The organism is Enterococcus sp. AZ104, assembly GCF_050546705.1.
Classification (GTDB): domain Bacteria; phylum Bacillota; class Bacilli; order Lactobacillales; family Enterococcaceae; genus Enterococcus; species Enterococcus faecalis.
The window spans coordinates 1-21740 of record NZ_CP172952.1; the positions used below are offsets into that span (position 1 = coordinate 1).

Below are 21740 nucleotides of genomic sequence, written 5' to 3' on the forward strand. Positions count from 1 at the left end.
ATGCCCGACGTGGAAAGTTTTTGGCATAGCCTTGAAGAAGCCTATCAAGCGATTTTGTCGGCGCCAAGTTTTGATGCTTGGATTAAAACCACACGCCCTTTGAAATTAGACAACAATCAATTGTGGCTAGAAGTCCCTTCTGCAGTTCATCGTGATTACTGGGAAAAAAATCTTTCGGCAAAAATTGTCGAAACTGGATTTAAATTGACCGGTGCAGAAGTGATGCCCCATTTTGTTGTTGCCGATGAAAAAGACGCAGCACTGGCACAAGAACTCGAAGAACCTGCCGAAGAAGAAGTTGTTTTTAGTGAACAAAGTAAAAAAGCGATGCTTAATCCTAAGTACACTTTCGACACCTTCGTTATTGGTAAAGGAAACCAAATGGCTCATGCTGCAGCGCTTGTTGTTGCCGAGGATCCAGGTTCGATTTACAATCCCCTTTTCTTCTATGGTGGTGTAGGGTTAGGGAAAACCCATTTGATGCATGCTATTGGTCATCAAATGTTAGTGAATCAACCAGATGCCAAAGTCAAATATGTTAGTAGCGAAACGTTTACGAATGAATTTATCAACTCAATTCAAACAAAGACATCCGAACAATTTCGGAAAGAATATCGCAATGTTGACTTATTATTAGTCGATGATATTCAATTTTTGGCGGAAAAAGAAGCAACATTGGAAGAATTTTTCCATACCTTCAACGATCTTTACAATGAAAATAAACAAATTGTTTTAACAAGTGATCGCCCGCCGAATGATATTCCAAAATTACCTGAACGATTAGTTTCTCGCTTTGCTTGGGGTTTGTCTGTCGATATCACCCCGCCTGATTTAGAAACACGGATTGCAATTTTGCGCAAAAAAGCAGATGCCGAGCGTTTAGAAATTCCGGATGATACACTAAGTTATATCGCTGGTCAAATTGATTCCAACATCCGTGAATTAGAGGGTGCTTTGGTCCGCGTTCAAGCCTTTGCAACTATTAATGGAGAAGATATTACTACTAGTTTAGCGGCGGACGCCTTGAAATCTCTAAAATCAGTTGGTAGTAAAAATCAATTGTCCATTTTACAAATTCAAGAAGAAGTATCCAAATATTATCATGTGCCTCTTAAAGATTTAAAAGGGAAAAAACGGGTGAAAACAATTGTGGTTCCTCGTCAAATCTCAATGTATCTTGCTAGAGAAATGACCGACAATTCCTTGCCAAAAATTGGTGCCGAATTTGGCGGCAAAGATCATACAACGGTGATTCATGCGCACGAAAAGATTCAGCAATTATTGGAAAAAGATCCAGCGATTCAAAAAGAAGTCAGTGAAATTAAAAATTTATTGAACTCTTAGGATGTGGAAAACTAAACAAAAAAGAACAAAGATATCCACAACTTATACACAAGTGGATAACTTAGTAAAATCAATGCTCTTTTGACTTTTCCACAGAATCAACATGCCCTATTACTTTTATTATTTATTTATATATAATATACAAAACAGTGGCGTACAAAATTAGAACGTATTGAAAATACTTAAAAAGGAGTTTACATTATGAAATTAACGGTCAAACGAAGTGTCTTTTTACAAGAATTACAAACTGTTCAACGAGCAATTTCTTCTAAAACAACGATTCCAATCTTAACAGGTGTTAAAATTGTGTTATCAGAAGATGGCTTATCACTTACTGGGAGTAACGCGGATATTTCAATTGAAAGTTTTTTAAGTAAAGACGATGAAAAAGCTCAAATGACCATTGAACGCACAGGTAGCATCGTTTTACAATCTCGTTTCTTTGGCGAAATTATTCGTAAATTACCAGAAGATATGTTCACAATGGAAGTTCTAGATAACAATCAAGTTGCAATTACTTCAGGAAAAGCTGATTTTACGGTTAATGGATTAGATGCGGATAATTATCCGCACTTACCAGTAATTGATACTCAAAACCAAATGAAATTACCTGTTCATTTATTGACAAAAATTATTAGTGAAACAGGTTTTGCTGTATCGATGCACGAAAGTCGTCCAATTTTAACTGGGGTTCACTTTATTTTAGAAAATCAAAAATTACTTGCCGTTGCGACAGATTCACATCGTTTAAGTCAACGTGTGATCCCGACAGAACAAGCAGTAGAAGACTTTAACATTGTAATTCCAGGAAAAAGTTTAACTGAACTTTCTCGTTCATTAACCAATGAAGAAGAAATGGTTGAAATCAGCATTATGGAAAACCAAGTGCTATTTAAAACAGAAACAATGTACTTCTATTCTCGTTTGTTAGAAGGAAATTATCCTGATACCAACCGTTTAATTCCAACTAGCCATAACACGCAAATTGAATTTTATGTACCAGAATTGCTTTCAGCAATCGAACGTGCCTCTTTACTTTCTCATGAAGGACGTAACAATATTGTTCGCCTTTCAATTTCACCAGATTCTGTTGTTTTATATGGAAATTCACCTGAAATTGGAAAAGTCGAAGAAGCGTTAAACTATGAAAATGTTTCTGGTGAAGCGTTGGATATTTCTTTCAACCCAGATTATATGAAAGATGCGTTGCGAGCGTTTGGCGATATGAATATTACCGTGAAATTCCTTTCTCCAATTCGTCCGTTTACATTGGAGCCAACCGAAACAGAACTAGATTTCATTCAACTAATTACACCGGTTCGTACAAATTAATCATGTTTAAAAAAGACCTTCGGAAAATCACTATGATCGCCGAAGGTTCTTTTTTGTCGTCTATTTAAAGTCGATAAACGCTGCTAGATAAGCTTTTTAAAACTGGAATAGCTTTTACGCTAATGTGATTGTGAATATTTGAACTATCGTTTAACGAATAAATTCTGCCTTTTTTTCGTGGATAAAGAAAAAAGCCCTTTAATTTTTCGTTTAAGAGCTGTTCATTTTTTTATGAACATTTCCTAGTGAAAGAAGTTTACGTTGCTTAAAACGACGCTCAGACCTCTACAAGCTACTTTTCTTCAATGCATGCCCTCTTCGTTTGTCTTTGAGTTACCCCAAATTGTTTTTTAGTTAAACGCTACTCGTCATTTCTGCCAAATCAGGCCCCTTTTTTCTCAAGAAAATATCAATTTCCGTTTTAAAATGCTTTTTAAGAGTTTTTTTATCCTAATAATATTTTCGGTCATTTAGAATTAAAATTGCTTAGAATGAAAATTAGACAGATAAATTTGTTTTCTCTTATGAAAAAGGGTATAATATATATGAGAACGTATTAGAAAAAAGAGGGATGCACATTGAAAAAAACGTTTGTTTTAGCAACTGAGTATATAACGCTTGGTCAGTTTCTTAAAGAAATCAACGTCATTGGTAGTGGCGGCCAAGCCAAATGGTATTTGGCAGATAATAGCGTGTTTGTTGATGGCGAGTTGGAAAATCGTCGCGGACGGAAACTTTATGCGGGCATGATGATTGAGATACCTGAAGAAGGTACTTTTTTTATGGTGAAAAACGGAAACGAGTCCGACGATGCGGCTGAATGAGCTGACACTTCAGCATTATCGTAATTATGAAACAGTCAGCTTAGATTTTCCAAAAACGTTAAATCTTTTTTTAGGCGAAAACGCCCAAGGAAAAACCAACTTGTTAGAAAGCATTTATGTTCTAGCAATGACACGAAGTCATCGAACCAGCAATGAAAAAGAATTAATTGACTGGGAACAAGCAGCAGCTAAAATTAGCGGTGTGGTTGAAAAAAAGACAGGCACCGTGCCATTGGAAATTTTAATTTCCAACAAAGGACGTAAAACCAAGGTTAACCACATTGAGCAAAAAAGGCTCAGTGCGTACATTGGGCAACTGAATGTTATTTTATTTGCCCCAGAAGATTTATCTTTGGTGAAAGGCTCACCTCAAGTCCGCCGGAAATTTATTGACATGGAACTCGGACAAGTGAGTCCTATTTATCTTTATGATCTTGTCCAATATCAGTCTGTTTTAAAGCAACGGAACCAATACCTAAAACAACTAGCTGAAAAGAAACAAACAGATACTGTTTATCTGGATATTTTGACAGAGCAGCTAGCTGAATTTGGCGGGAAAGTTCTATACGCTCGGTTAGGTTTTCTTAAAAAATTAGAACACTGGGCAAACTTACTCCATCAAAAAATTAGTCATGGACGCGAAACGCTCACCATTGACTACGCATCAAGCATCCCAATTGACAACACGGATCTTTCCTTAGAAGCACTTCAAAATCAATTGCTCCAACAATTAATGAACAATCGTAAGCGTGAATTGTTTAAAGCGAATACTTTTTTAGGCCCTCATCGTGACGATTTGCTATTTATTGTCAATGGTCAAAATGTTCAAACGTATGGCTCACAAGGCCAACAGCGGACGACAGCTTTAAGTATTAAATTGGCAGAGATTGATTTGATGCATTCAGAAACAGGAGAATATCCTGTGTTATTACTAGATGATGTCATGAGTGAATTAGATAATGAACGTCAAATTCACTTGTTAGAAACGATTGAAGGCAAAGTTCAAACGTTCTTAACGACAACTAGTTTAGATCACATAAAAGACAAGCTAACAGTTGAACCAGATATTTTTTATGTTCAACAAGGCAAGATAGAAAGGAATTCAGCGACATGACAGAAGAAGAAAAAAACATGAGAGAACGTGCGCAAGAATATGACGCTAGTCAGATTCAAGTTTTGGAGGGCTTAGAAGCTGTCCGGAAACGTCCTGGTATGTACATAGGTTCTACTAGTGGCGAAGGGTTACACCACTTAGTATGGGAAATCGTTGACAACTCTATCGACGAAGCCTTAGCAGGATTTGCTAAATCAATTCAAGTAATTATCGAACCAGACGATAGTATTACTGTTATCGATGATGGTCGTGGAATTCCAGTCGGGATTCAAGCCAAAACAGGTCGCCCAGCTGTGGAAACAGTGTTTACAGTGCTACATGCCGGCGGGAAATTTGGCGGTGGCGGCTATAAAGTATCAGGTGGCTTGCACGGTGTTGGTTCCTCTGTTGTTAATGCTTTATCGACCAGTTTAGATGTTCGTGTTTATAAAGATGGCAAAGTGTATTACCAAGAATATCGTCGTGGTGCGGTTGTTGATGACCTAAAAGTTATCGAAGAAACGGATCGTCACGGAACTACTGTTCACTTTATTCCAGATCCTGAAATTTTTACAGAAACAACCGTTTATGATTTTGATAAATTAGCAACACGGGTTCGTGAATTAGCCTTTTTAAATCGAGGCTTACACATTTCAATTGAAGACCGTCGTGAAGGACAAGAAGATAAAAAAGAGTATCACTATGAAGGCGGGATTAAGAGTTATGTTGAGCATTTAAATGCCAATAAAGACGTTATTTTCCCAGAGCCAATCTTCATTGAAGGAGAGCAACAAGATATTACAGTGGAAGTGTCAATGCAGTATACAGATGGCTACCACTCAAATATTTTAAGTTTTGCCAACAATATTCATACTTATGAAGGCGGAACGCATGAATCTGGTTTTAAAACTTCTTTAACACGTGTGATTAATGACTATGCACGTAAACAAAAATTGATGAAAGAAAACGATGAAAAATTAACTGGGGAAGATGTTCGTGAAGGTTTAACCGCAGTGGTTTCCATCAAACATCCAGATCCTCAATTTGAAGGACAAACGAAAACGAAATTAGGGAACTCAGAAGTACGGACCGTTACGGATCGTTTATTCTCAGAATACTTTACAAAATTCTTAATGGAAAATCCAACAGTCGGCAAACAAATTGTCGAAAAAGGTATGTTGGCCTCAAAAGCTCGTTTAGCCGCTAAAAGAGCCCGTGAAGTCACCCGTCGTAAAGGCGCGTTAGAAATTAGCAACTTGCCAGGGAAGTTGGCTGATTGCTCAAGTAAAGATCCGGAAAAATGCGAATTATTTATCGTCGAAGGAGACTCGGCCGGCGGTTCAGCAAAACAAGGCCGTAGCCGTGAATTCCAAGCCATTTTACCAATTCGTGGGAAAATCTTGAATGTTGAGAAAGCCAGCATGGATAAAATTTTAGCCAATGAAGAAATTCGGTCATTATTTACAGCTATGGGAACAGGCTTCGGCGAAGATTTCGATGTTTCTAAAGCACGTTATCACAAACTAGTGATTATGACCGATGCCGATGTCGATGGTGCGCATATTCGAACGTTGTTATTAACCTTGTTCTATCGCTTCATGCGGCCAATAGTTGAAGCTGGTTATGTGTATATTGCCCAACCACCACTATATGGTGTGAAACAAGGGAAAAACATCACCTACGTTCAACCAGGCAAACATGCTGAAGAGGAACTAGCAAAAGTGTTAGAAGAATTACCTGCTTCACCAAAACCAAGTGTTCAACGTTACAAAGGGTTGGGTGAAATGGATGATCACCAACTTTGGGAAACAACAATGGACCCAGAAAAACGATTAATGGCGCGAGTGAGTGTCGATGATGCCATTGAAGCTGACCAAATTTTTGAAATGCTAATGGGCGATCGTGTGGAACCACGTCGTGCGTTTATCGAAGAAAATGCCCATTACGTGAAAAACTTGGATATTTAATGTGTCGCAACGTTGTAAGAGACGCTAGAACATATATTTAGAGGGGAAAAAATTCATGAGTGAAGAAATTAAAGAAAACATTCAAGACGTCAATCTGACCAGCGAAATGAAAGAATCTTTCATTGACTACGCAATGAGTGTTATCGTAGCCCGCGCGTTACCTGACGTTCGTGACGGTTTAAAACCTGTTCATCGCCGAATCTTATATGGAATGAACGAATTAGGGGTAACCCCTGATAAACCACACAAAAAATCAGCCCGGATTGTTGGGGATGTTATGGGTAAATATCATCCCCATGGGGACAGTGCGATTTACGAATCAATGGTGCGGATGGCACAACCTTTTAGTTATCGGGCTATGTTAGTTGACGGCCACGGAAACTTCGGTTCTGTCGATGGTGACGGCGCTGCCGCTATGCGTTATACCGAAGCACGTATGAGTAAAATTGCTTTAGAAATGCTACGAGATATTAACAAAAATACAGTCGATTTCCAAGGAAACTATGATGATTCAGAACAAGAACCAGTAGTTTTACCTGCTCGTTTTCCAAACTTACTAGTTAACGGAACAACGGGGATTGCGGTGGGGATGGCAACAAATATTCCACCACATAATTTAAGTGAAGTGATTGATGCAACAAGTTTATTGATGGACAATCCTGATGTAACGACGAATGAATTGATGGAAGTGTTACCTGGACCAGATTTTCCAACAGGCGGTTTAGTGATGGGGAAATCAGGGATTCGCCGAGCATATGAAACAGGGAAAGGTTCGATTACTGTTCGTGCAAAAGTTGAATTGACTGAAATGCCGAATGGAAAAGAACGTATTTTAGTAACTGAATTGCCTTATATGGTGAATAAAGCCAAATTAATCGAACGAATTTCTGAATTACACAGAGATAAACGAATTGAAGGAATTACTGATTTGCGGGATGAATCTTCTCGTGAAGGCATGCGGATCGTCATCGATGTTCGTCGAGATGTGAGTGCCTCTGTTGTGTTAAACAACTTGTACAAAATGACTGCCTTACAAACATCTTTTGGTTTTAACATGTTAGCCATTGAAAAAGGCGTACCGAAAATTTTAAGCTTGAAACGTATTTTAGAAAACTACGTCGAGCACCAAAAAGAAGTCATTACTCGCCGGACGATTTTTGACAAAAACAAAGCAGAAGCACGGGCGCATATTTTAGAAGGTCTACGAATTGCCTTAGATCATATCGATGAAATCATTGCCATTATCCGTGGATCACAATCAGATGACGAAGCAAAAGCAACGTTAATTGAACGCTTTGAATTTTCAGATCGTCAAGCGCAAGCGATTTTAGATATGCGTTTACGCCGTTTAACAGGCTTAGAACGCGACAAAATTGAAAATGAATATCAAGAGCTATTGAAATTCATTGCGGACTTAGAGGACATTTTAGCCCGCCCAGAACGCGTCATTGAAATCATTAAAACAGAGTTAAATGACGTTCGCACAAAATTTGGTGATGCACGACGCACAGAATTATTAGTAGGTGAAGTCTTAAGTCTTGAAGATGAAGATTTAATCGAAGAAGAAGAAGTCGTGATTACATTAACCAATAACGGCTACATTAAGCGGATGGCAAACTCTGAATTCCGGGCGCAACGCCGTGGCGGACGTGGTGTCCAAGGCATGGGCGTTCATGATGATGATTTCGTGAAAAACCTAGTTTCTTGTTCAACACACGACACGTTATTATTCTTTACGAACACTGGGAAAGTTTACCGAGCAAAAGGTTACGAAATCCCTGAATACGGTAGAACAGCAAAAGGAATTCCAGTGATTAACTTACTGGGAATTGATTCTGCAGAAAAAATTCAAGCGATTATTTCTGTTGAGGGCAAAGCGGAAGCAGGTAAATACTTGTTCTTCACAACCTTAAAAGGAACCGTCAAACGGACAGCCGTAACAGCCTTTTCTAATATCCGTAGTAATGGATTAATCGCCATTAGCTTAAAAGAAGATGATGAGTTAGTTAACGTGGTAACGACTAATGGCAATCAGAAGATGATTATCGGAACACATGCAGGATACTCTGTCACATTTGATGAAAATACTGTACGTGATATGGGCCGGACAGCATCAGGTGTTCGGGGAATCCGTCTCCGCGAAAATGATTATGTGGTCGGTGCAGCGATTCTGGATGAAAACAAAGAAGTCCTAGTTATTACTGAAAATGGTTACGGTAAGCGTACAAAAGCTTCTGAATATCCAGTTAAAGGACGTGGCGGTAAAGGGATTAAGACAGCAAATATCACTGAGAAAAATGGTCCATTAGCTGGTTTAACCACGGTCAATGGTGATGAAGATATCTTATTGATTACGAACAAAGGCGTCATTATCCGCTTTAACGTTGATTCTGTTTCTCAAACAGGACGCGCAACATTAGGGGTTCGTTTAATGAGAATGGAAGATGGTGCCAAAGTGGTAACAATGGCTGTTGTAGAACCAGAAGAAGTGGAAGAAGAAATCGTTGAAGTTGTAGAAACAACAGAAAACGAAACAACATCAGAAACAGAAGAATAACATAAAAAAGTTTCGCCAGTTGGCGAAACTTTTTTATTGGGGCTTTTCAAAACTATTTCTTGCTTTTGTCCATCAATTAGCATATAATTAGAGATTGTGAACTACCTTTTTAGGTATGTTCTCCTTGCTCTTAGCCAACTAAGAGCCTTGAAGTCCATAGGGAGGTGAAAATCAATGAGTCAAGATACGAAGTACGAAATCATGTACATTATTCGTCCGAACATTGATGAAGAAGCAAAAACTGCTTTAGTAGAACGTTTCGACACAATCTTAAAAGATAACGGAGCAGAAGTTATCGAATCTAAAGATTGGGAAAAACGCCGCTTAGCATATGAAATGAACGGATTCCGTGAAGGCATCTATCATATCGTTAATGTTACTTCTCCATCAACAGCTGGCGCAATCAACGAGTTTGATCGTTTAGCAAAAATCAATGACGATATTATCCGTCATATGATCGTGAAGGTAGAAGCATAATTTGTTTCACATGAAACATTTATTGACGAAAGGAGATGTTTTGAATGATTAATAACGTTGTATTAGTCGGAAGATTGACAAAAGATCCTGACTTACGTTACACCGCTAGTGGTTCAGCTGTTGCGACCTTTACACTTGCTGTAAACCGTAACTTTACGAATCAAAATGGTGACCGTGAAGCAGACTTTATCAACTGTGTGATTTGGCGTAAACCCGCAGAAACAATGGCTAATTATGCCCGTAAAGGTACATTATTAGGTGTTGTCGGAAGAATTCAAACTCGTAACTACGAGAACCAACAAGGTCAACGTGTCTACGTAACTGAAGTGGTTTGTGAAAACTTCCAATTGTTAGAATCTCGTTCTGCTTCAGAACAAAGAGGAACTGGCGGCGGTAGCTTTAATAACAACGAAAATGGTTATCAATCACAAAATCGTAGCTTTGGTAATAACAATGCCGGTTCTGGATTTAATAACAACAACAATAGTTTCAATCCATCATCTTCTCAGTCGCAAAACAATAACGGTATGCCTGATTTCGATAAAGATTCTGATCCATTTGGTGGCTCAGGTTCATCTATCGACATTTCAGATGATGATTTACCATTCTAAACGAATTTGATAGGAGGGAACAAGAATGGCACAACAAAGAAGAGGCGGACGTAAACGTCGGAAAGTCGACTACATCGCAGCAAACCACATCGAATACATCGACTATAAAGATACTGAATTGTTAAAACGATTCATTTCAGAACGTGGCAAAATTTTACCACGTCGTGTTACAGGTACTGGCGCTAAAAACCAACGTAAATTAACGATTGCTATTAAACGCGCACGTATCATGGGATTATTACCATTCGTTAGTGACGAACAATAATTTTATGACAATTTCCAGAACCAAAGAGCTTGCTCTTTGGTTCTTTTTTATCTTGACTAGTGTTTCACGTGAAACATAACAAGGTTCGCAGAATGAAGTGTTTTGTGATAAAATAAGGGATGAAATAACTAGTGAATCACCAGAGCAATATGCTCGTTGGAACAAGTCGCCTCAAAGGTCTGCAGAAAGATTGGAGGCAAAAAAATGCAAAAGAAGAGAATTCAAAAAAACGGTTTCTTAATTGTTGTGGGTCTTCTCTTAGTAGAATTTCTCCTCTATTTCTTACTAACAAATAAATGGCTGCTATTGGCGGTAATTATCGCATTAGATATCTTTCTCTTAGTGGTTATTCGGCTGTTGATTAGAGATGTAGAAATTACGAACGTAGAAAAGATTCAAGAAGCAAGTTCCATTGCTGAACAATCGTTGGATTATGTTGTAAATGAAGTACCTGTGGGAATTATTACGTATAACGGGGAAACACGCGCGGTAGAATGGCTTAATCCTTATGCTGCTTCTATTTTTAATAAAGACAATCAGCTAACGTTAACCGCTAGCCAAGTGACGTCTTATTTAGAATTAGCAGAACGAAACCAAGATATTTTTACGATTGACGAAAATACCTATCGCTTTAGCGTCAATAAAGAACAACATACAATTACTTTTGAAGATATCACTAAAGAAAGTAATTTGTATCAAGAAAAAGTCGAAATGCAAACGGCTATTGGCATTGTGTCTGTCGATAATTATGATGATGTCACCGATACAATGGACGAGAAAGAAATTTCTTATTTGAATAGTTTCATTACGACGATGGTTTCTGATTGGATGGACCAATACAAAGTTTTTTATAAGCGAATCAACGCAGAACGTTATTTTTTCATTGCCCAATGGGAAGATATTCAAAAAATGATGGACGAAAAATTTTCTATTTTGGATACGATCCGTAAGGAATCAGCTAACCATGAAGTAGCCATTACGTTAAGTATGGGGATTGCTTATGGGGGGCCAACCTTAGATCAAACCGGGACCACGGCTCAAACAAACCTAGATACAGCTTTAGTACGTGGCGGCGATCAAGTGGTTGTAAAAGAAGCCAAAGATGAAGCGAAGCCGTTATTTTTTGGTGGAAAAACGGCAGTAACGACGAAACGTTCTCAAGTACGTTCTCGCGCAATGAGCATGGCAATTAAGGGAATTATTGCGGAATCAGCTGACATCTATATTATGGGCCATCGTTATCCAGATATGGATGCGTTAGGTTCAGCATTTGGTGTTGCTCGTTTAGCCTCGTTTAATAATCGAAAAGCGTGGATTGTTTTAGATGAAAATGAAATCATTCCCGATGTCAAAAGAGTGTTAGAGGCGATTAAAGAGTACCCAGAATTAGAAGAGCGCATTATTAGTCCTAAAGAGGCCATGAAGCGCAAGAAAGAAAGTAGCTTATTAGTTATGGTAGATTACCATAAACCGTCTCTATCGATCTCACAAGAGCTCTATGAGCGTTTTGATAAAGTGGTAATCATTGATCACCATCGACGAGGAGACGAATTTCCAGCAAAACCCTTGCTTTCTTATATTGAATCTTCTGCCTCTTCTGCTTCAGAATTAGTCACAGAATTGATCGAATACCAAAGTAATAGCGCAAATAAACTGCAGGCCTTTGAAGCAACCATGATGTTGGCGGGAATTGTGGTTGATACGAAAAGTTTCAATACACGAACGACGGCGCGAACATTTGATGTGGCTAGTTATTTACGAACTTGTGGAGCAGACTCATCTTTAGTACAATATCTATTAAGTTCTGATCTTACAAGCTATCTGGAAATGAACAACTTAATCTCTAAAAGCGAATATGTCACAAAAGATACCGTCGTTGTTGCCGGGAGTGAAGACAAAGAATATGATAGTGTCACAGCTGCCAAAACAGCGGACACATTACTTTCTATGGCAGGGATTAATGCAGCATTTGTCATTACCAAGCGGACGGATCAACAGATTGGCATTAGTGCTCGGAGTAATGGTTCAATTAATGTCCAAATTATTATGGAAAATTTAGGTGGTGGCGGTCACTTTACTAATGCGGCAGTACAATTATCAAACGTAACAGTAGCAGAAGTAAAAGAGCAACTACTTGATGTAATTCGTCAAAATATTAATGAAATGTATGAACAGGAGTGAAGGAAATGAAAGTCATTTTTTTACAAGACGTTAAAGGAAAAGGAAAAAAAGGGGACGTAAAAGAAGTGCCAACTGGTTACGCCCAAAACTTTTTAATTAAAAATGGTTATGCGAAAGAAGCCAATAAAGGGAGCATGAGTGCGTTAGCGGGTCAAAAGAAAGCCCAAGAAAAACATGAAGCAGAAGTTTTAGCACAAGCAAAAGAAATGCAAGCCTTTTTAGAAGATGAAAAGACTGTTGTAGAGATCAAGGCAAAAGCTGGAGAAGACAGCCGTTTATTTGGCTCAATTCCTTCAAAACAAATTGCAGAAGCCTTAAACAAACAATACAATGTAAAATTGGATAAACGCAAAATCGAATTAGCCAACCCAATTCGTTCTCTAGGTTACACTAACGTACCAGTCAAACTACATCATGAAGTTACAGCGAAAATTAAGGTTCATGTTATTAGTGAATAAAATATAAAAGTTCCTACTTTTAATTTAAATACGCTCCCAAAGTTAATCTTCAAAATCTGACTTCGGGAGCGTATTTAAATTAGCAAAAATAGTTTATTCTTTCAAGAAACAAGTAGTAGAAGTTTATCAACAGGATGATGATGAGGATATCCAATGCTAGCAAAACTTTTTATAAACAAGAGATTTCCTTTCAACTTAAAAATGTGAACATAAGAAGAATTAGCCTATGAAAACAAGCTATTCCAGTTCAGCTAAATGAAACTAGGCTATAACCCTACTCAGTATTATGAATGATGCTTTCCATAAAAACACCGACTAGCTTTCACCAATCGATTATTACTTTTACAAATAATTTGAATAATTTATTAATGATATTCTACACTTAATATCCTCATTCTTATCACTGTTTATTTTAAAGAGTAGAATTCTTATTTTATTATATATGTTTTTTATAGTATTTAAGTTAGTATTAAAAGATTTTCTTTGATAAGTGCAAAAAAAGTGTTGACGCTTTCATAAAAATGCCCTATACTTGAGCTAACAAAATATTAGGCGTGTTACTACATAATAGTAGGCATAACCGAGTTGAATCTATCCCTCTAAAAGGGGATGATTTAATTCGGTTTTTTTTGTTAAAAAAATGGAGGCGAAAAAATGGAAGAAAAAATAGTAGCAGAAGAGATCTTAAAAAATGTTGGAGGGGCGCAGAATGTTTCTCACTTGGAACACTGTTCAACCCGACTAAGATTTACATTGGTTGATGACAGTAAAGTAGATAAAGAAGCGATAAAAAATATTCCAGGTGTTTTAGGTGTCACTCAGACTATGCAAACCCAAGTAATTATTGGCAGTGCAGTTATTGAAGTATATCAAGAAGTGGAAAAATTACTTTCGGGTGTTAAAATGGACAAAAATATGAGCCCGAAGAAAAAGCAAAATTGGCAATCGTTTATAGTAGATTTTGTGATTAGTATTTTTCAGCCGCTGATCCCGGCCATTGCAGGTGGAGGAATTTTAAAATCGTTGTTGATGCTGTTAAACTTGATTGGTTTATTGGATAAAACAACGTCTACTTATCAGATTTTGACCTTTGTCGGTGATGCACCCTTATACTTTTTACCGTTACTCGTTGCAATAACTACTGCGAATAAATTAAAGGTGAATAGTTTAGTAGCAGTATCTGCTGTTGGTGGGCTACTACTACCTGGATTGACAGCTATGATTACAGAAGGAACTAATTTGGCAGGATTTCCCATTCAGAATATCAATTATGCATATCAAGTTTTTCCAGCTATTTTATGTGTGATTAGTTACTCGTTTTTAGAGAAATTCTTCACCAAAATCAGCCCTAAGGTAATTAGAAGTTTCTTTGTTCCTATGATGTCTTTATTAATTGTAGTACCATTAACATTACTGGTACTTGGTCCGATTGGGTTTACTTTTGGGCAAGCCTTTGCAAGCGTGATTATGACAATCTTTGCACGGTTTGGTTGGATTGCTGTAGCTTTACTGGCAGCTTTCTTACCGTTCATGGTGGTGACAGGTATGCATAAAGCGATGATCCCTTACGTTATCACTTCCTTAGGCGAGACAGGCAAAGAAATTATTTACAATGCAGCCTCTTTAGCACATAATATCGCAGAGGCTGGGGCTTGTTTTGCAGTTACTATTCGTTCAAAGGATAAAGGCTTGAAAGCAACTGCTATTTCTGCTGGAATTTCTGCTTTATTTGGAATTACTGAGCCAGCTTTATATGGTGTAACGATTTTGCATAAGCGTGTTTTATATGGTGTAATGTTTGGTAGTTTGATTGGTGGCGCAACGCTGGGCATATTAGGTGTTGAAGCGTATGTAGCTGTAGGACCGGGAATAGCTAGTTTGTCAATGTTCATTTCAGAAACACTTCCAAATAATCTTATGTATGCAGTAATCGGTTTAGTGGTTTCTTTTATTGCTTCATTTGTATCGGTATTTATTCTCTGGAAAGAGCCAATCAGTGATAAAAATAAAGAAGATGTAAAATCTAATGAACTAATTTTCAATGCTCCCGTTGAAGGAAAAATCATTCCATTGGCACAGGTAAATGATGATGTATTTGCAAGTAAGATGTTGGGAGATGGCGTGGCAATCATTCCAACAAAGGGTGAATTATATGCACCAATCGCTGGCACAGTTACGATGGTTTATAACACAAAGCATGCATTAGGAATGCAAACAGTTGATGGTACAGAGATTCTCTTTCATATTGGCTTAGACACTGTGAATTTAGATGGAAAGTATTTTGAAAGCTTCGTCAGAGAGGGACAAGCTGTAAGACAGGGAGAATTAATGATTAAATTTAATCTTGAAGAAATTCAGAAAGCTGGATTTGATTCTACAACGATAATTGTAATCACAGAGCCCAAAAATGCTGTGCTTACTATCTTGGGCGATAAGCAGGTTACCAAAGAAGAAAAAATATTTACATTAGAAGGGATAGAAGAAAATGTCATTGCGTAGTAATTTTTTGTGGGGGGGCGCTATTGCTGCAAATCAAGTGGAAGGTGCTTGGAATATAGATAATAAAGGAATGTCTGTAGCAGATGTAGCAACATACAAGCCTAATGTTGATGTGAAAGATTATAAAGCTCATAATACCGTAACAAGTAAAATGATAGAACAAGCAAGAGAAGATTCCGAAATACAATGGTATCCCAAACGAAGAGGAATAGACTTTTATCACAGATATAAAGAAGATATTCGATTGTTTGCAGAAATGGGATTTAAAACATTGCGCATTTCTATCGCTTGGACTCGTCTGTTTCCGAATGGAGAAGAGGAAGAGCCGAATGCAGAAGGAATAGTATTTTATAAAAATGTTTTTAAAGAATTAAAGAAATATGCTATTGAACCAATCGTTACCTTATCTCATTACGAAATGCCATTGGCTTTATCTGAAAAATACAATGGTTGGGTAGCCCGTGAATTGATTGATCTTTTTGTCAAGTATGCGGAAGTTTGTTTTAAGGAGTTTGGTGAATATGTAAAATATTGGCTAACTTTTAATGAGATTGATAGCGTGGGACGACATCCTTTTACAACGGCAGGGATTGTTGAAGACAAATGTATTGACTATTCTTTGGAAGAAGCAATATATCAGGCACTTCATCATCAATATGTAGCTGCTGCTATTGCAACTAAATTGTGCCATGAACAGATTCCAGAAAGTCAAATGGGTTGTATGTTGACGAAATTAACTACGTATCCGAATACCTGTAAACCGGAGGATGTTTTGCTTTCTTTAGAGAGTAACTTAAACAATTATGCGCATGCAGACATTCAGATTTTTGGTGAGTATCCTGCCTTGTATAAACAACAAATGAAAAATAAAGGAATTATAATAAAAAAAGCCAAAGAAGACGATCAACTATTAAAAGATTATACGGCGGACTATTTAGCCTTCAGTTATTACATGTCAAGGACTGAATCATCTGATTCTTCATTAGAGCGAACATCTGGTAATACGATTATGGGTGTAAAAAATCCTTATCTTCCTTCAACTGATTGGGGTTGGCAAATTGATCCGATGGGGTTAAAAATCTCTCTTATTGAACTTCAAGATCGTTACAATGTGCCATTAATTATTGTTGAGAACGGGATGGGTGCAAGGGACGAAATCGCAGAAGATGGTCAAATTCATGATAATTATCGTATTAGTTACCTTAGAGAGCATATCAAAGCAATTTTAGAAGCAGTGGAGGCAGGCGTTGATTTATTCGGTTATGCAAGTTGGGCACCGATTGATTTAATCAGTGTCTCTACTTCACAAATGAGTAAGCGGTATGGCTATATTTATGTGGATCAGGATGATCTTGGTAAAGGAACCCTGAAGAGAACCAAAAAGGACTCTTTCTACTGGTATCAACAAGTGATTGCGAGTAATGGTCAAAATTTAGATTAGGAGAATGCAGAATGATTATAAGAAAAATACTAAATCCTAATACTATCTTAGCAGTCGACGAAGATAAAAAAGAGTATGTCTTTTTCGGAAAAGGCATTGGATATAGTCGAAAAATCGGACAAGCGGTTGATGATGAAGAGATTAATCGTGTGTTTATTCCTGTAGATAATCGTCAGATTCAAGAATATTTACGCTTGTTTGATTCAATTCCAGCGGTCTATTTTGATATTACTCAGCAAATTATCAAAAAAGCTGAAAAATTGCTGAATACGAAACTGAATACGAGCTTGTTCTTTACATTGAGTGACCATTTAAATTTTTCTATTGAGCGACATAAAAATGGTTTGAATATCTTAAACCGTGTTTTCTGGGAAATCAAAAATTATTACCCAATCGAATTTTCAGTCGGGGAGTATGCATTGAAGTTGCTAAAAAAAGAATTAGGTCAAATACTTCCTCAAGAAGAAGCGGCCAACGTTGCGTTTCATATTATTAATGCACAAACTATCGCTTCATCCACTAGTAAAGGATTAGAATATGCAAAATTGGTCGGTGGGATATCAGATATCGTTAAATATGAACTCAAAATGGATTTTGACCGAGAAGATGTCCATTATCAAAGATTTATTACCCATCTAAAATTTTTTGTAGAGCGATATTACGAAGGAAAAATGATAACAGAAAATGATTCTAGTCTTTTTGAGCAGATTGCACAGCTTTATCCAAAGGCTTTAACAGTAGCTTTCAATGTAAAGGACTACATTGAAATAATAAATGATAATAAAGTTACAAAGGAAGAAGTTGCCTATCTAACAGTTCATATTAATCGATTGATGAGTAATAAAAAATTGAATAATCGATAATCATCTAATATAGAGACAACTGGTTTAAATTGAAAAGTTGTAAGGTAGAGGCTGGTCCATAAGTGGGAATGACTTATGGACCAGCCTCTAAACCTTGAGATAAACGGATGAGGTCGGGACAGAAGTATTTAACTCCGAGAACCAAGTAGGTACTGTTCAACACTCCCAAAGGCTCAAATACACCGAGTAACCGCAGGAGCACTTTCTTAGTTCTTCGTGATTCTCAACATTTGGAAGGATTAAGATACGCCGAACACTTGTGTGAGAAAGTCAATTTCGGCTTATTGTTTTCTCGCCAAAGGCTCGTCAAAGTTTTATCCTTGTAAGTTCCAAAGGACCTTCACCAAGTAGGTACGATGATTTCATCTGCTCATGCTTCACAGTGAAACATCGCAACTCTTAGAGTTGTAGCTTCTGTTCCCGCCATTTATCAGTTTTTGAGCGGAGAGTGGAGCAAAAATCCAAAGTGATTTTTGTCCCACGCTCTTTCTTATTTTTAATTGGATTAACAGTTTATCTAGTAGATTCGATTCTCTGACTGTTCTTGAACTGGAAACACTGATTGAAAGGCACATTACTATTTAGCGATAACTTTATTTCTCCACCTTTTCCTAAATATAATTTAAACCAGCCTTTGAATTCTTAATTCTTTGAAAAGGTTAGGATCTGAAAACGATTATTTTTTTATAATAAAAATTATATAACAAATGGAATTGTTTTAACAATAATAACAGATGTATAAAGTAATTAATGTATAAATGATAATGAATCATTTTATTAGATTGTTAAGTGGAATTTTTTAGTAAATTACAACTAACTAAGATACTCTTTTTTAAAGGGCTGTGTTAAAATAAAAAGACTATAACTTTGTGGGAGAGAACAGCATGAACGAAATATTACAAGATAGAGTTCCACCGCAAAATATTGAAGCGGAACAAGCCGTTTTAGGTTCTATTTTCTTAGATGCAGATGTGCTAATAGAAGCGATGGAATATGTGGAACCTAAAGATTTCTATCGTCGTAGTCATCAGTTGATTTTCCAAACGATGATGACCTTAAGCGACCGAAATGAAGCGATTGATGTGGTAACAATCAAAGATCGCCTAGAACAAGAGAATTTGTTAGAAGATGTTGGTGGACTAAGTTATCTGTCAGATTTAGCTTTAGCTGTACCGACAGCTGCCAATGTCATTTATTATGCAAAAATTGTTGAACAAAAATCGTTGCTGCGCAACTTAATCCAAACCGCTACAGAGATTGTAACTAAAGGCTTTGAGCAAGGTGAAGATGTTGAATCTATTTTGGATGATGCAGAACGAAGCATTTTAGAAGTCTCCGAAAAGCGGAATCGTAGTGGCTTTTTATCAATTTCAGATGTTCTAAATACAACTATTGCGAATATTGACCAATTATACCAAAATGATGAAGAGATTACTGGTTTACCTACAGGCTATCAAGCATTGGATAAAATGACTGCCGGCTTGCAAGCGGAAGAGCTAATTATTTTAGCGGCCCGTCCAGCGGTAGGGAAAACCGCTTTTGCATTAAATATTGCCCAAAATGTCGGCACCAAAACAGATAAAGCTGTCGCTATTTTTAGTTTAGAAATGGGGGCAGAATCATTAGTGAACCGGATGCTTTGTGCAGAAGGATCCATTGAGGCCAGCCATTTAAGAACAGGGCAATTATCTGAAGAAGAATGGCAAAACTTAATTATTGCGATGGGTAGTTTGTCCCGTGCGAATATCTATATTGATGACACACCAGGGATTAAAATTACCGAAATTCGTGCGAAATGTCGTAAATTAGCACAAGAAAAAGGCAACTTAGGTCTAATTTTGATCGACTACCTACAATTGATTGAAGGAACTGGAAAAGAGAACCGCCAACAGGAGGTTTCTGATATTTCACGTCAATTAAAAAAATTAGCGAAAGAATTAAAAGTCCCGGTTATCGCTTTGTCACAGCTTTCTCGTGGCGTGGAACAACGTCAAGATAAACGTCCTGTGTTAAGTGATATTCGTGAGTCAGGTTCCATTGAGCAAGATGCCGATATCGTTGCCTTTCTTTATCGTGATGATTACTACGATCGTGGTGAAGGAGAAGACGGCGATCATGAGCCACCAGAAGTGGACAATGTTGTAGAAGTTATCATTGAGAAAAACCGTAGTGGTGCGCGTGGAACGGTCGAATTACTTTTCATTAAAGAATATAATAAATTTTCTTCGCTTTCGCCGAGGACAGAATTTTAAAAAAACGAACTCATTTTTTGAGTTCGTTTTTTTGCTTATTAAGGGATTAAAATCAGAGAGTAAAACACGAACAATATTCGTATATTTTATTATTTTAAAAAAACATAACTAAAAATGTTCGTATTTTTGACAGAAACGCTTTTGATTGTGAAAGAATATTCGATTTTTACCCTTGAAAGGGACTGGTTTTACTGGTACAATGATTCAGGACAAAAAAATTATGAACGAGGTGTTCGAATGTCATCAGTAGTAGTTGTTGGAACGCAATGGGGCGACGAAGGTAAAGGAAAAATTACAGACTTTCTAAGTGAAAACGCAGAAGTGATCGCTCGTTACCAAGGCGGAGATAACGCCGGACATACCATTAAATTCGACGGCGTAACGTATAAATTACATTTAATTCCTTCAGGGATTTTCTATAAAGAAAAAATTAGTGTAATTGGTAACGGCGTAGTTGTGAATCCAAAATCTTTAGTAAAAGAATTAGCTTATTTAAAAGAAAATAATGTTGCCACTGATAATTTACGTATTTCAGATCGTGCCCATGTCATCTTGCCGTATCATATTAAATTGGATCAATTGCAAGAAGATGCGAAAGGTGAAAACAAGATTGGGACAACGATTAAAGGAATTGGCCCAGCCTACATGGATAAAGCAGCACGGGTGGGAATCCGTATCGCTGATTTATTGGATAAAGAAATTTTTGCGGAACGTTTGCAAATTAACTTAGAAGAAAAAAATCGTCAATTCGTTAAAATGTTTGATAGCGAAGCCATTGAATTTGATGATATTTTTGAAGAATACTATGAATACGGACAACAAATTAAACAATATGTTACAGATACTTCGGTTATTTTAAACGATGCATTAGATGCTGGAAAACGGGTTTTATTTGAAGGGGCACAAGGTGTCATGTTGGATATCGATCAAGGAACCTATCCATTTGTTACTTCCTCTAATCCAGTAGCTGGTGGCGTAACTATCGGTAGTGGCGTTGGTCCATCAAAAATTAATAAAGTGGTTGGTGTCTGCAAAGCGTACACTTCACGTGTCGGTGACGGCCCATTCCCAACAGAATTATTTGATGAAACAGGAGAAACCATTCGTCGTGTCGGTAAAGAATACGGAACAACAACAGGACGTCCGCGTCGTGTCGGCTGGTTTGATTCAGTAGTTATGCGTCATTCAAAACGTGTATCAGGGATTACAAACTTGTCATTAAACTCGATTGACGTGTTAAGTGGTTTAGAAACGGTGAAAATTTGTACAGCTTATGAACTTGATGGTGAATTAATTTATCATTATCCAGCAAGCTTGAAAGAATTAAGCCGCTGTAAACCAGTTTATGAAGAATTACCAGGTTGGTCTGAAGATATCACTGGTTGCAAAACTTTAGCTGATTTACCAGCTAATGCTCGTAACTATGTGCATCGGATTTCAGAATTAGTTGGTGTGCGCATTTCAACATTCTCTGTAGGTCCAGACCGTAACCAAACGAACGTTTTAGAAAGCGTTTGGGCACAAATTTAAGCAGATTTTTAAGGGAACGTAAAGGATGGCTTATGCCAGTTCAGCC

16 protein-coding genes are annotated in these 21740 nt (G+C 37.3%); all 16 read left to right on the forward strand.

All coding sequences use genetic code 11. The features are described 5' to 3' along the window. The 16 genes from dnaA (at position 1) to IGJ37_RS00080 (ending at position 21694) form a co-directional block, all read left to right on the forward strand. Positions 1 to 1344 carry a chromosomal replication initiator protein DnaA gene (gene dnaA / locus IGJ37_RS00005; RefSeq protein WP_002356013.1) on the forward strand — a complete coding sequence of 448 codons (1344 nt, stop codon included), beginning with the start codon at positions 1 to 3 and terminating at the stop codon, positions 1342 to 1344. 201 nt (positions 1345 to 1545) lie between these two features. Next, positions 1546 to 2676 (forward strand): DNA polymerase III subunit beta, encoded by a 1131-nt coding sequence (dnaN, locus tag IGJ37_RS00010; RefSeq protein WP_002356014.1) that lies wholly within the window; start codon positions 1546 to 1548, stop codon positions 2674 to 2676. Between the two features lie 578 nt (positions 2677 to 3254). Next, positions 3255 to 3500, forward strand: coding sequence for a S4 domain-containing protein YaaA (gene yaaA / locus IGJ37_RS00015; RefSeq protein ID WP_002356015.1), 246 nt, complete (start codon positions 3255 to 3257; stop codon positions 3498 to 3500). Next, positions 3487 to 4614, forward strand: a complete 1128-nt coding sequence (gene recF, locus IGJ37_RS00020) for a DNA replication/repair protein RecF (protein ID WP_010709099.1) — start codon at positions 3487 to 3489, stop codon at positions 4612 to 4614. Before yaaA ends, recF begins: the two co-directional genes overlap by 14 nt. Then, complete coding sequence (gene gyrB, locus IGJ37_RS00025) at positions 4611 to 6560, forward strand: DNA topoisomerase (ATP-hydrolyzing) subunit B (protein WP_002359210.1); 1950 nt, start codon at positions 4611 to 4613, stop codon at positions 6558 to 6560. The genes recF and gyrB overlap by 4 nt, the downstream gene beginning before the upstream one ends. 55 nt (positions 6561 to 6615) lie before the next feature. Continuing rightward, entirely contained in the window at positions 6616 to 9117 is a 2502-nt protein-coding gene (gene gyrA, locus IGJ37_RS00030) for a DNA gyrase subunit A (RefSeq protein ID WP_002361457.1), read from the forward strand. A 174-nt stretch (positions 9118 to 9291) separates the two neighbouring features. Next, positions 9292 to 9594 (forward strand): 30S ribosomal protein S6, encoded by a 303-nt coding sequence (gene rpsF / locus IGJ37_RS00035; protein ID WP_002356019.1) that lies wholly within the window; start codon positions 9292 to 9294, stop codon positions 9592 to 9594. Positions 9595 to 9638: 44 nt separating this feature from the next. Further along, positions 9639 to 10205 (forward strand): single-stranded DNA-binding protein, encoded by a 567-nt coding sequence (ssb, locus tag IGJ37_RS00040; protein ID WP_002364599.1) that lies wholly within the window; start codon positions 9639 to 9641, stop codon positions 10203 to 10205. Between the two features lie 25 nt (positions 10206 to 10230). Next, positions 10231 to 10470, forward strand: a complete 240-nt coding sequence (rpsR, locus tag IGJ37_RS00045) for a 30S ribosomal protein S18 (protein ID WP_002356021.1) — start codon at positions 10231 to 10233, stop codon at positions 10468 to 10470. Between the two features lie 156 nt (positions 10471 to 10626). Continuing rightward, positions 10627 to 12651, forward strand: a complete 2025-nt coding sequence (locus IGJ37_RS00050; protein WP_002363542.1) for a DHH family phosphoesterase — start codon at positions 10627 to 10629, stop codon at positions 12649 to 12651. A 5-nt stretch (positions 12652 to 12656) separates the two neighbouring features. After that, complete coding sequence (gene rplI / locus IGJ37_RS00055) at positions 12657 to 13109, forward strand: 50S ribosomal protein L9 (RefSeq protein WP_002379834.1); 453 nt, start codon at positions 12657 to 12659, stop codon at positions 13107 to 13109. Between the two features lie 654 nt (positions 13110 to 13763). Further along, positions 13764 to 15608: a beta-glucoside-specific PTS transporter subunit IIABC gene (locus IGJ37_RS00060; protein ID WP_002379835.1), complete on the forward strand. Its 1845-nt coding sequence runs from the start codon at positions 13764 to 13766 to the stop codon at positions 15606 to 15608. After that, a complete protein-coding gene (locus IGJ37_RS00065) occupies positions 15595 to 17049 on the forward strand; it encodes a glycoside hydrolase family 1 protein (RefSeq protein ID WP_002397045.1) in 1455 nt (484 codons plus the stop codon). Before IGJ37_RS00060 ends, IGJ37_RS00065 begins: the two co-directional genes overlap by 14 nt. 11 nt (positions 17050 to 17060) lie before the next feature. Further along, positions 17061 to 17912, forward strand: coding sequence for a PRD domain-containing protein (locus IGJ37_RS00070; protein WP_002379837.1), 852 nt, complete (start codon positions 17061 to 17063; stop codon positions 17910 to 17912). 884 nt (positions 17913 to 18796) lie between these two features. Further along, complete coding sequence (dnaB, locus tag IGJ37_RS00075; RefSeq protein WP_002393102.1) at positions 18797 to 20164, forward strand: replicative DNA helicase; 1368 nt, start codon at positions 18797 to 18799, stop codon at positions 20162 to 20164. A 237-nt stretch (positions 20165 to 20401) separates the two neighbouring features. Continuing rightward, the gene (locus IGJ37_RS00080; RefSeq protein ID WP_002359213.1) at positions 20402 to 21694 is read left to right on the forward strand and encodes an adenylosuccinate synthase; all 1293 of its coding nucleotides are present in this window, start codon (positions 20402 to 20404) and stop codon (positions 21692 to 21694) included. The last annotated feature ends 46 nt before the right edge of the window (positions 21695 to 21740 follow it).

Excerpts from the sequence above, each read along its gene's own strand:
- dnaA (WP_002356013.1), top strand. The coding sequence starts at position 1 with ATGCCCGACGTGGAAAGTTTTTGGCATAGCCTTGAAGAAGCCTATCAA.
- dnaN (WP_002356014.1), top strand. The coding sequence starts at position 1,546 with ATGAAATTAACGGTCAAACGAAGTGTCTTTTTACAAGAATTACAAACT.
- recF (WP_010709099.1), top strand. The coding sequence starts at position 3,487 with ATGCGGCTGAATGAGCTGACACTTCAGCATTATCGTAATTATGAAACA.
- gyrB (WP_002359210.1), top strand. The coding sequence starts at position 4,611 with ATGACAGAAGAAGAAAAAAACATGAGAGAACGTGCGCAAGAATATGAC.
- gyrA (WP_002361457.1), top strand. The coding sequence starts at position 6,616 with ATGAGTGAAGAAATTAAAGAAAACATTCAAGACGTCAATCTGACCAGC.
- rpsF (WP_002356019.1), top strand. The coding sequence starts at position 9,292 with ATGAGTCAAGATACGAAGTACGAAATCATGTACATTATTCGTCCGAAC.
- ssb (WP_002364599.1), top strand. The coding sequence starts at position 9,639 with ATGATTAATAACGTTGTATTAGTCGGAAGATTGACAAAAGATCCTGAC.
- rpsR (WP_002356021.1), top strand. The coding sequence starts at position 10,231 with ATGGCACAACAAAGAAGAGGCGGACGTAAACGTCGGAAAGTCGACTAC.
- rplI (WP_002379834.1), top strand. The coding sequence starts at position 12,657 with ATGAAAGTCATTTTTTTACAAGACGTTAAAGGAAAAGGAAAAAAAGGG.
- IGJ37_RS00060 (WP_002379835.1), top strand. The coding sequence starts at position 13,764 with ATGGAAGAAAAAATAGTAGCAGAAGAGATCTTAAAAAATGTTGGAGGG.
- IGJ37_RS00065 (WP_002397045.1), top strand. The coding sequence starts at position 15,595 with ATGTCATTGCGTAGTAATTTTTTGTGGGGGGGCGCTATTGCTGCAAAT.
- IGJ37_RS00070 (WP_002379837.1), top strand. The coding sequence starts at position 17,061 with ATGATTATAAGAAAAATACTAAATCCTAATACTATCTTAGCAGTCGAC.
- dnaB (WP_002393102.1), top strand. The coding sequence starts at position 18,797 with ATGAACGAAATATTACAAGATAGAGTTCCACCGCAAAATATTGAAGCG.
- IGJ37_RS00080 (WP_002359213.1), top strand. The coding sequence starts at position 20,402 with ATGTCATCAGTAGTAGTTGTTGGAACGCAATGGGGCGACGAAGGTAAA.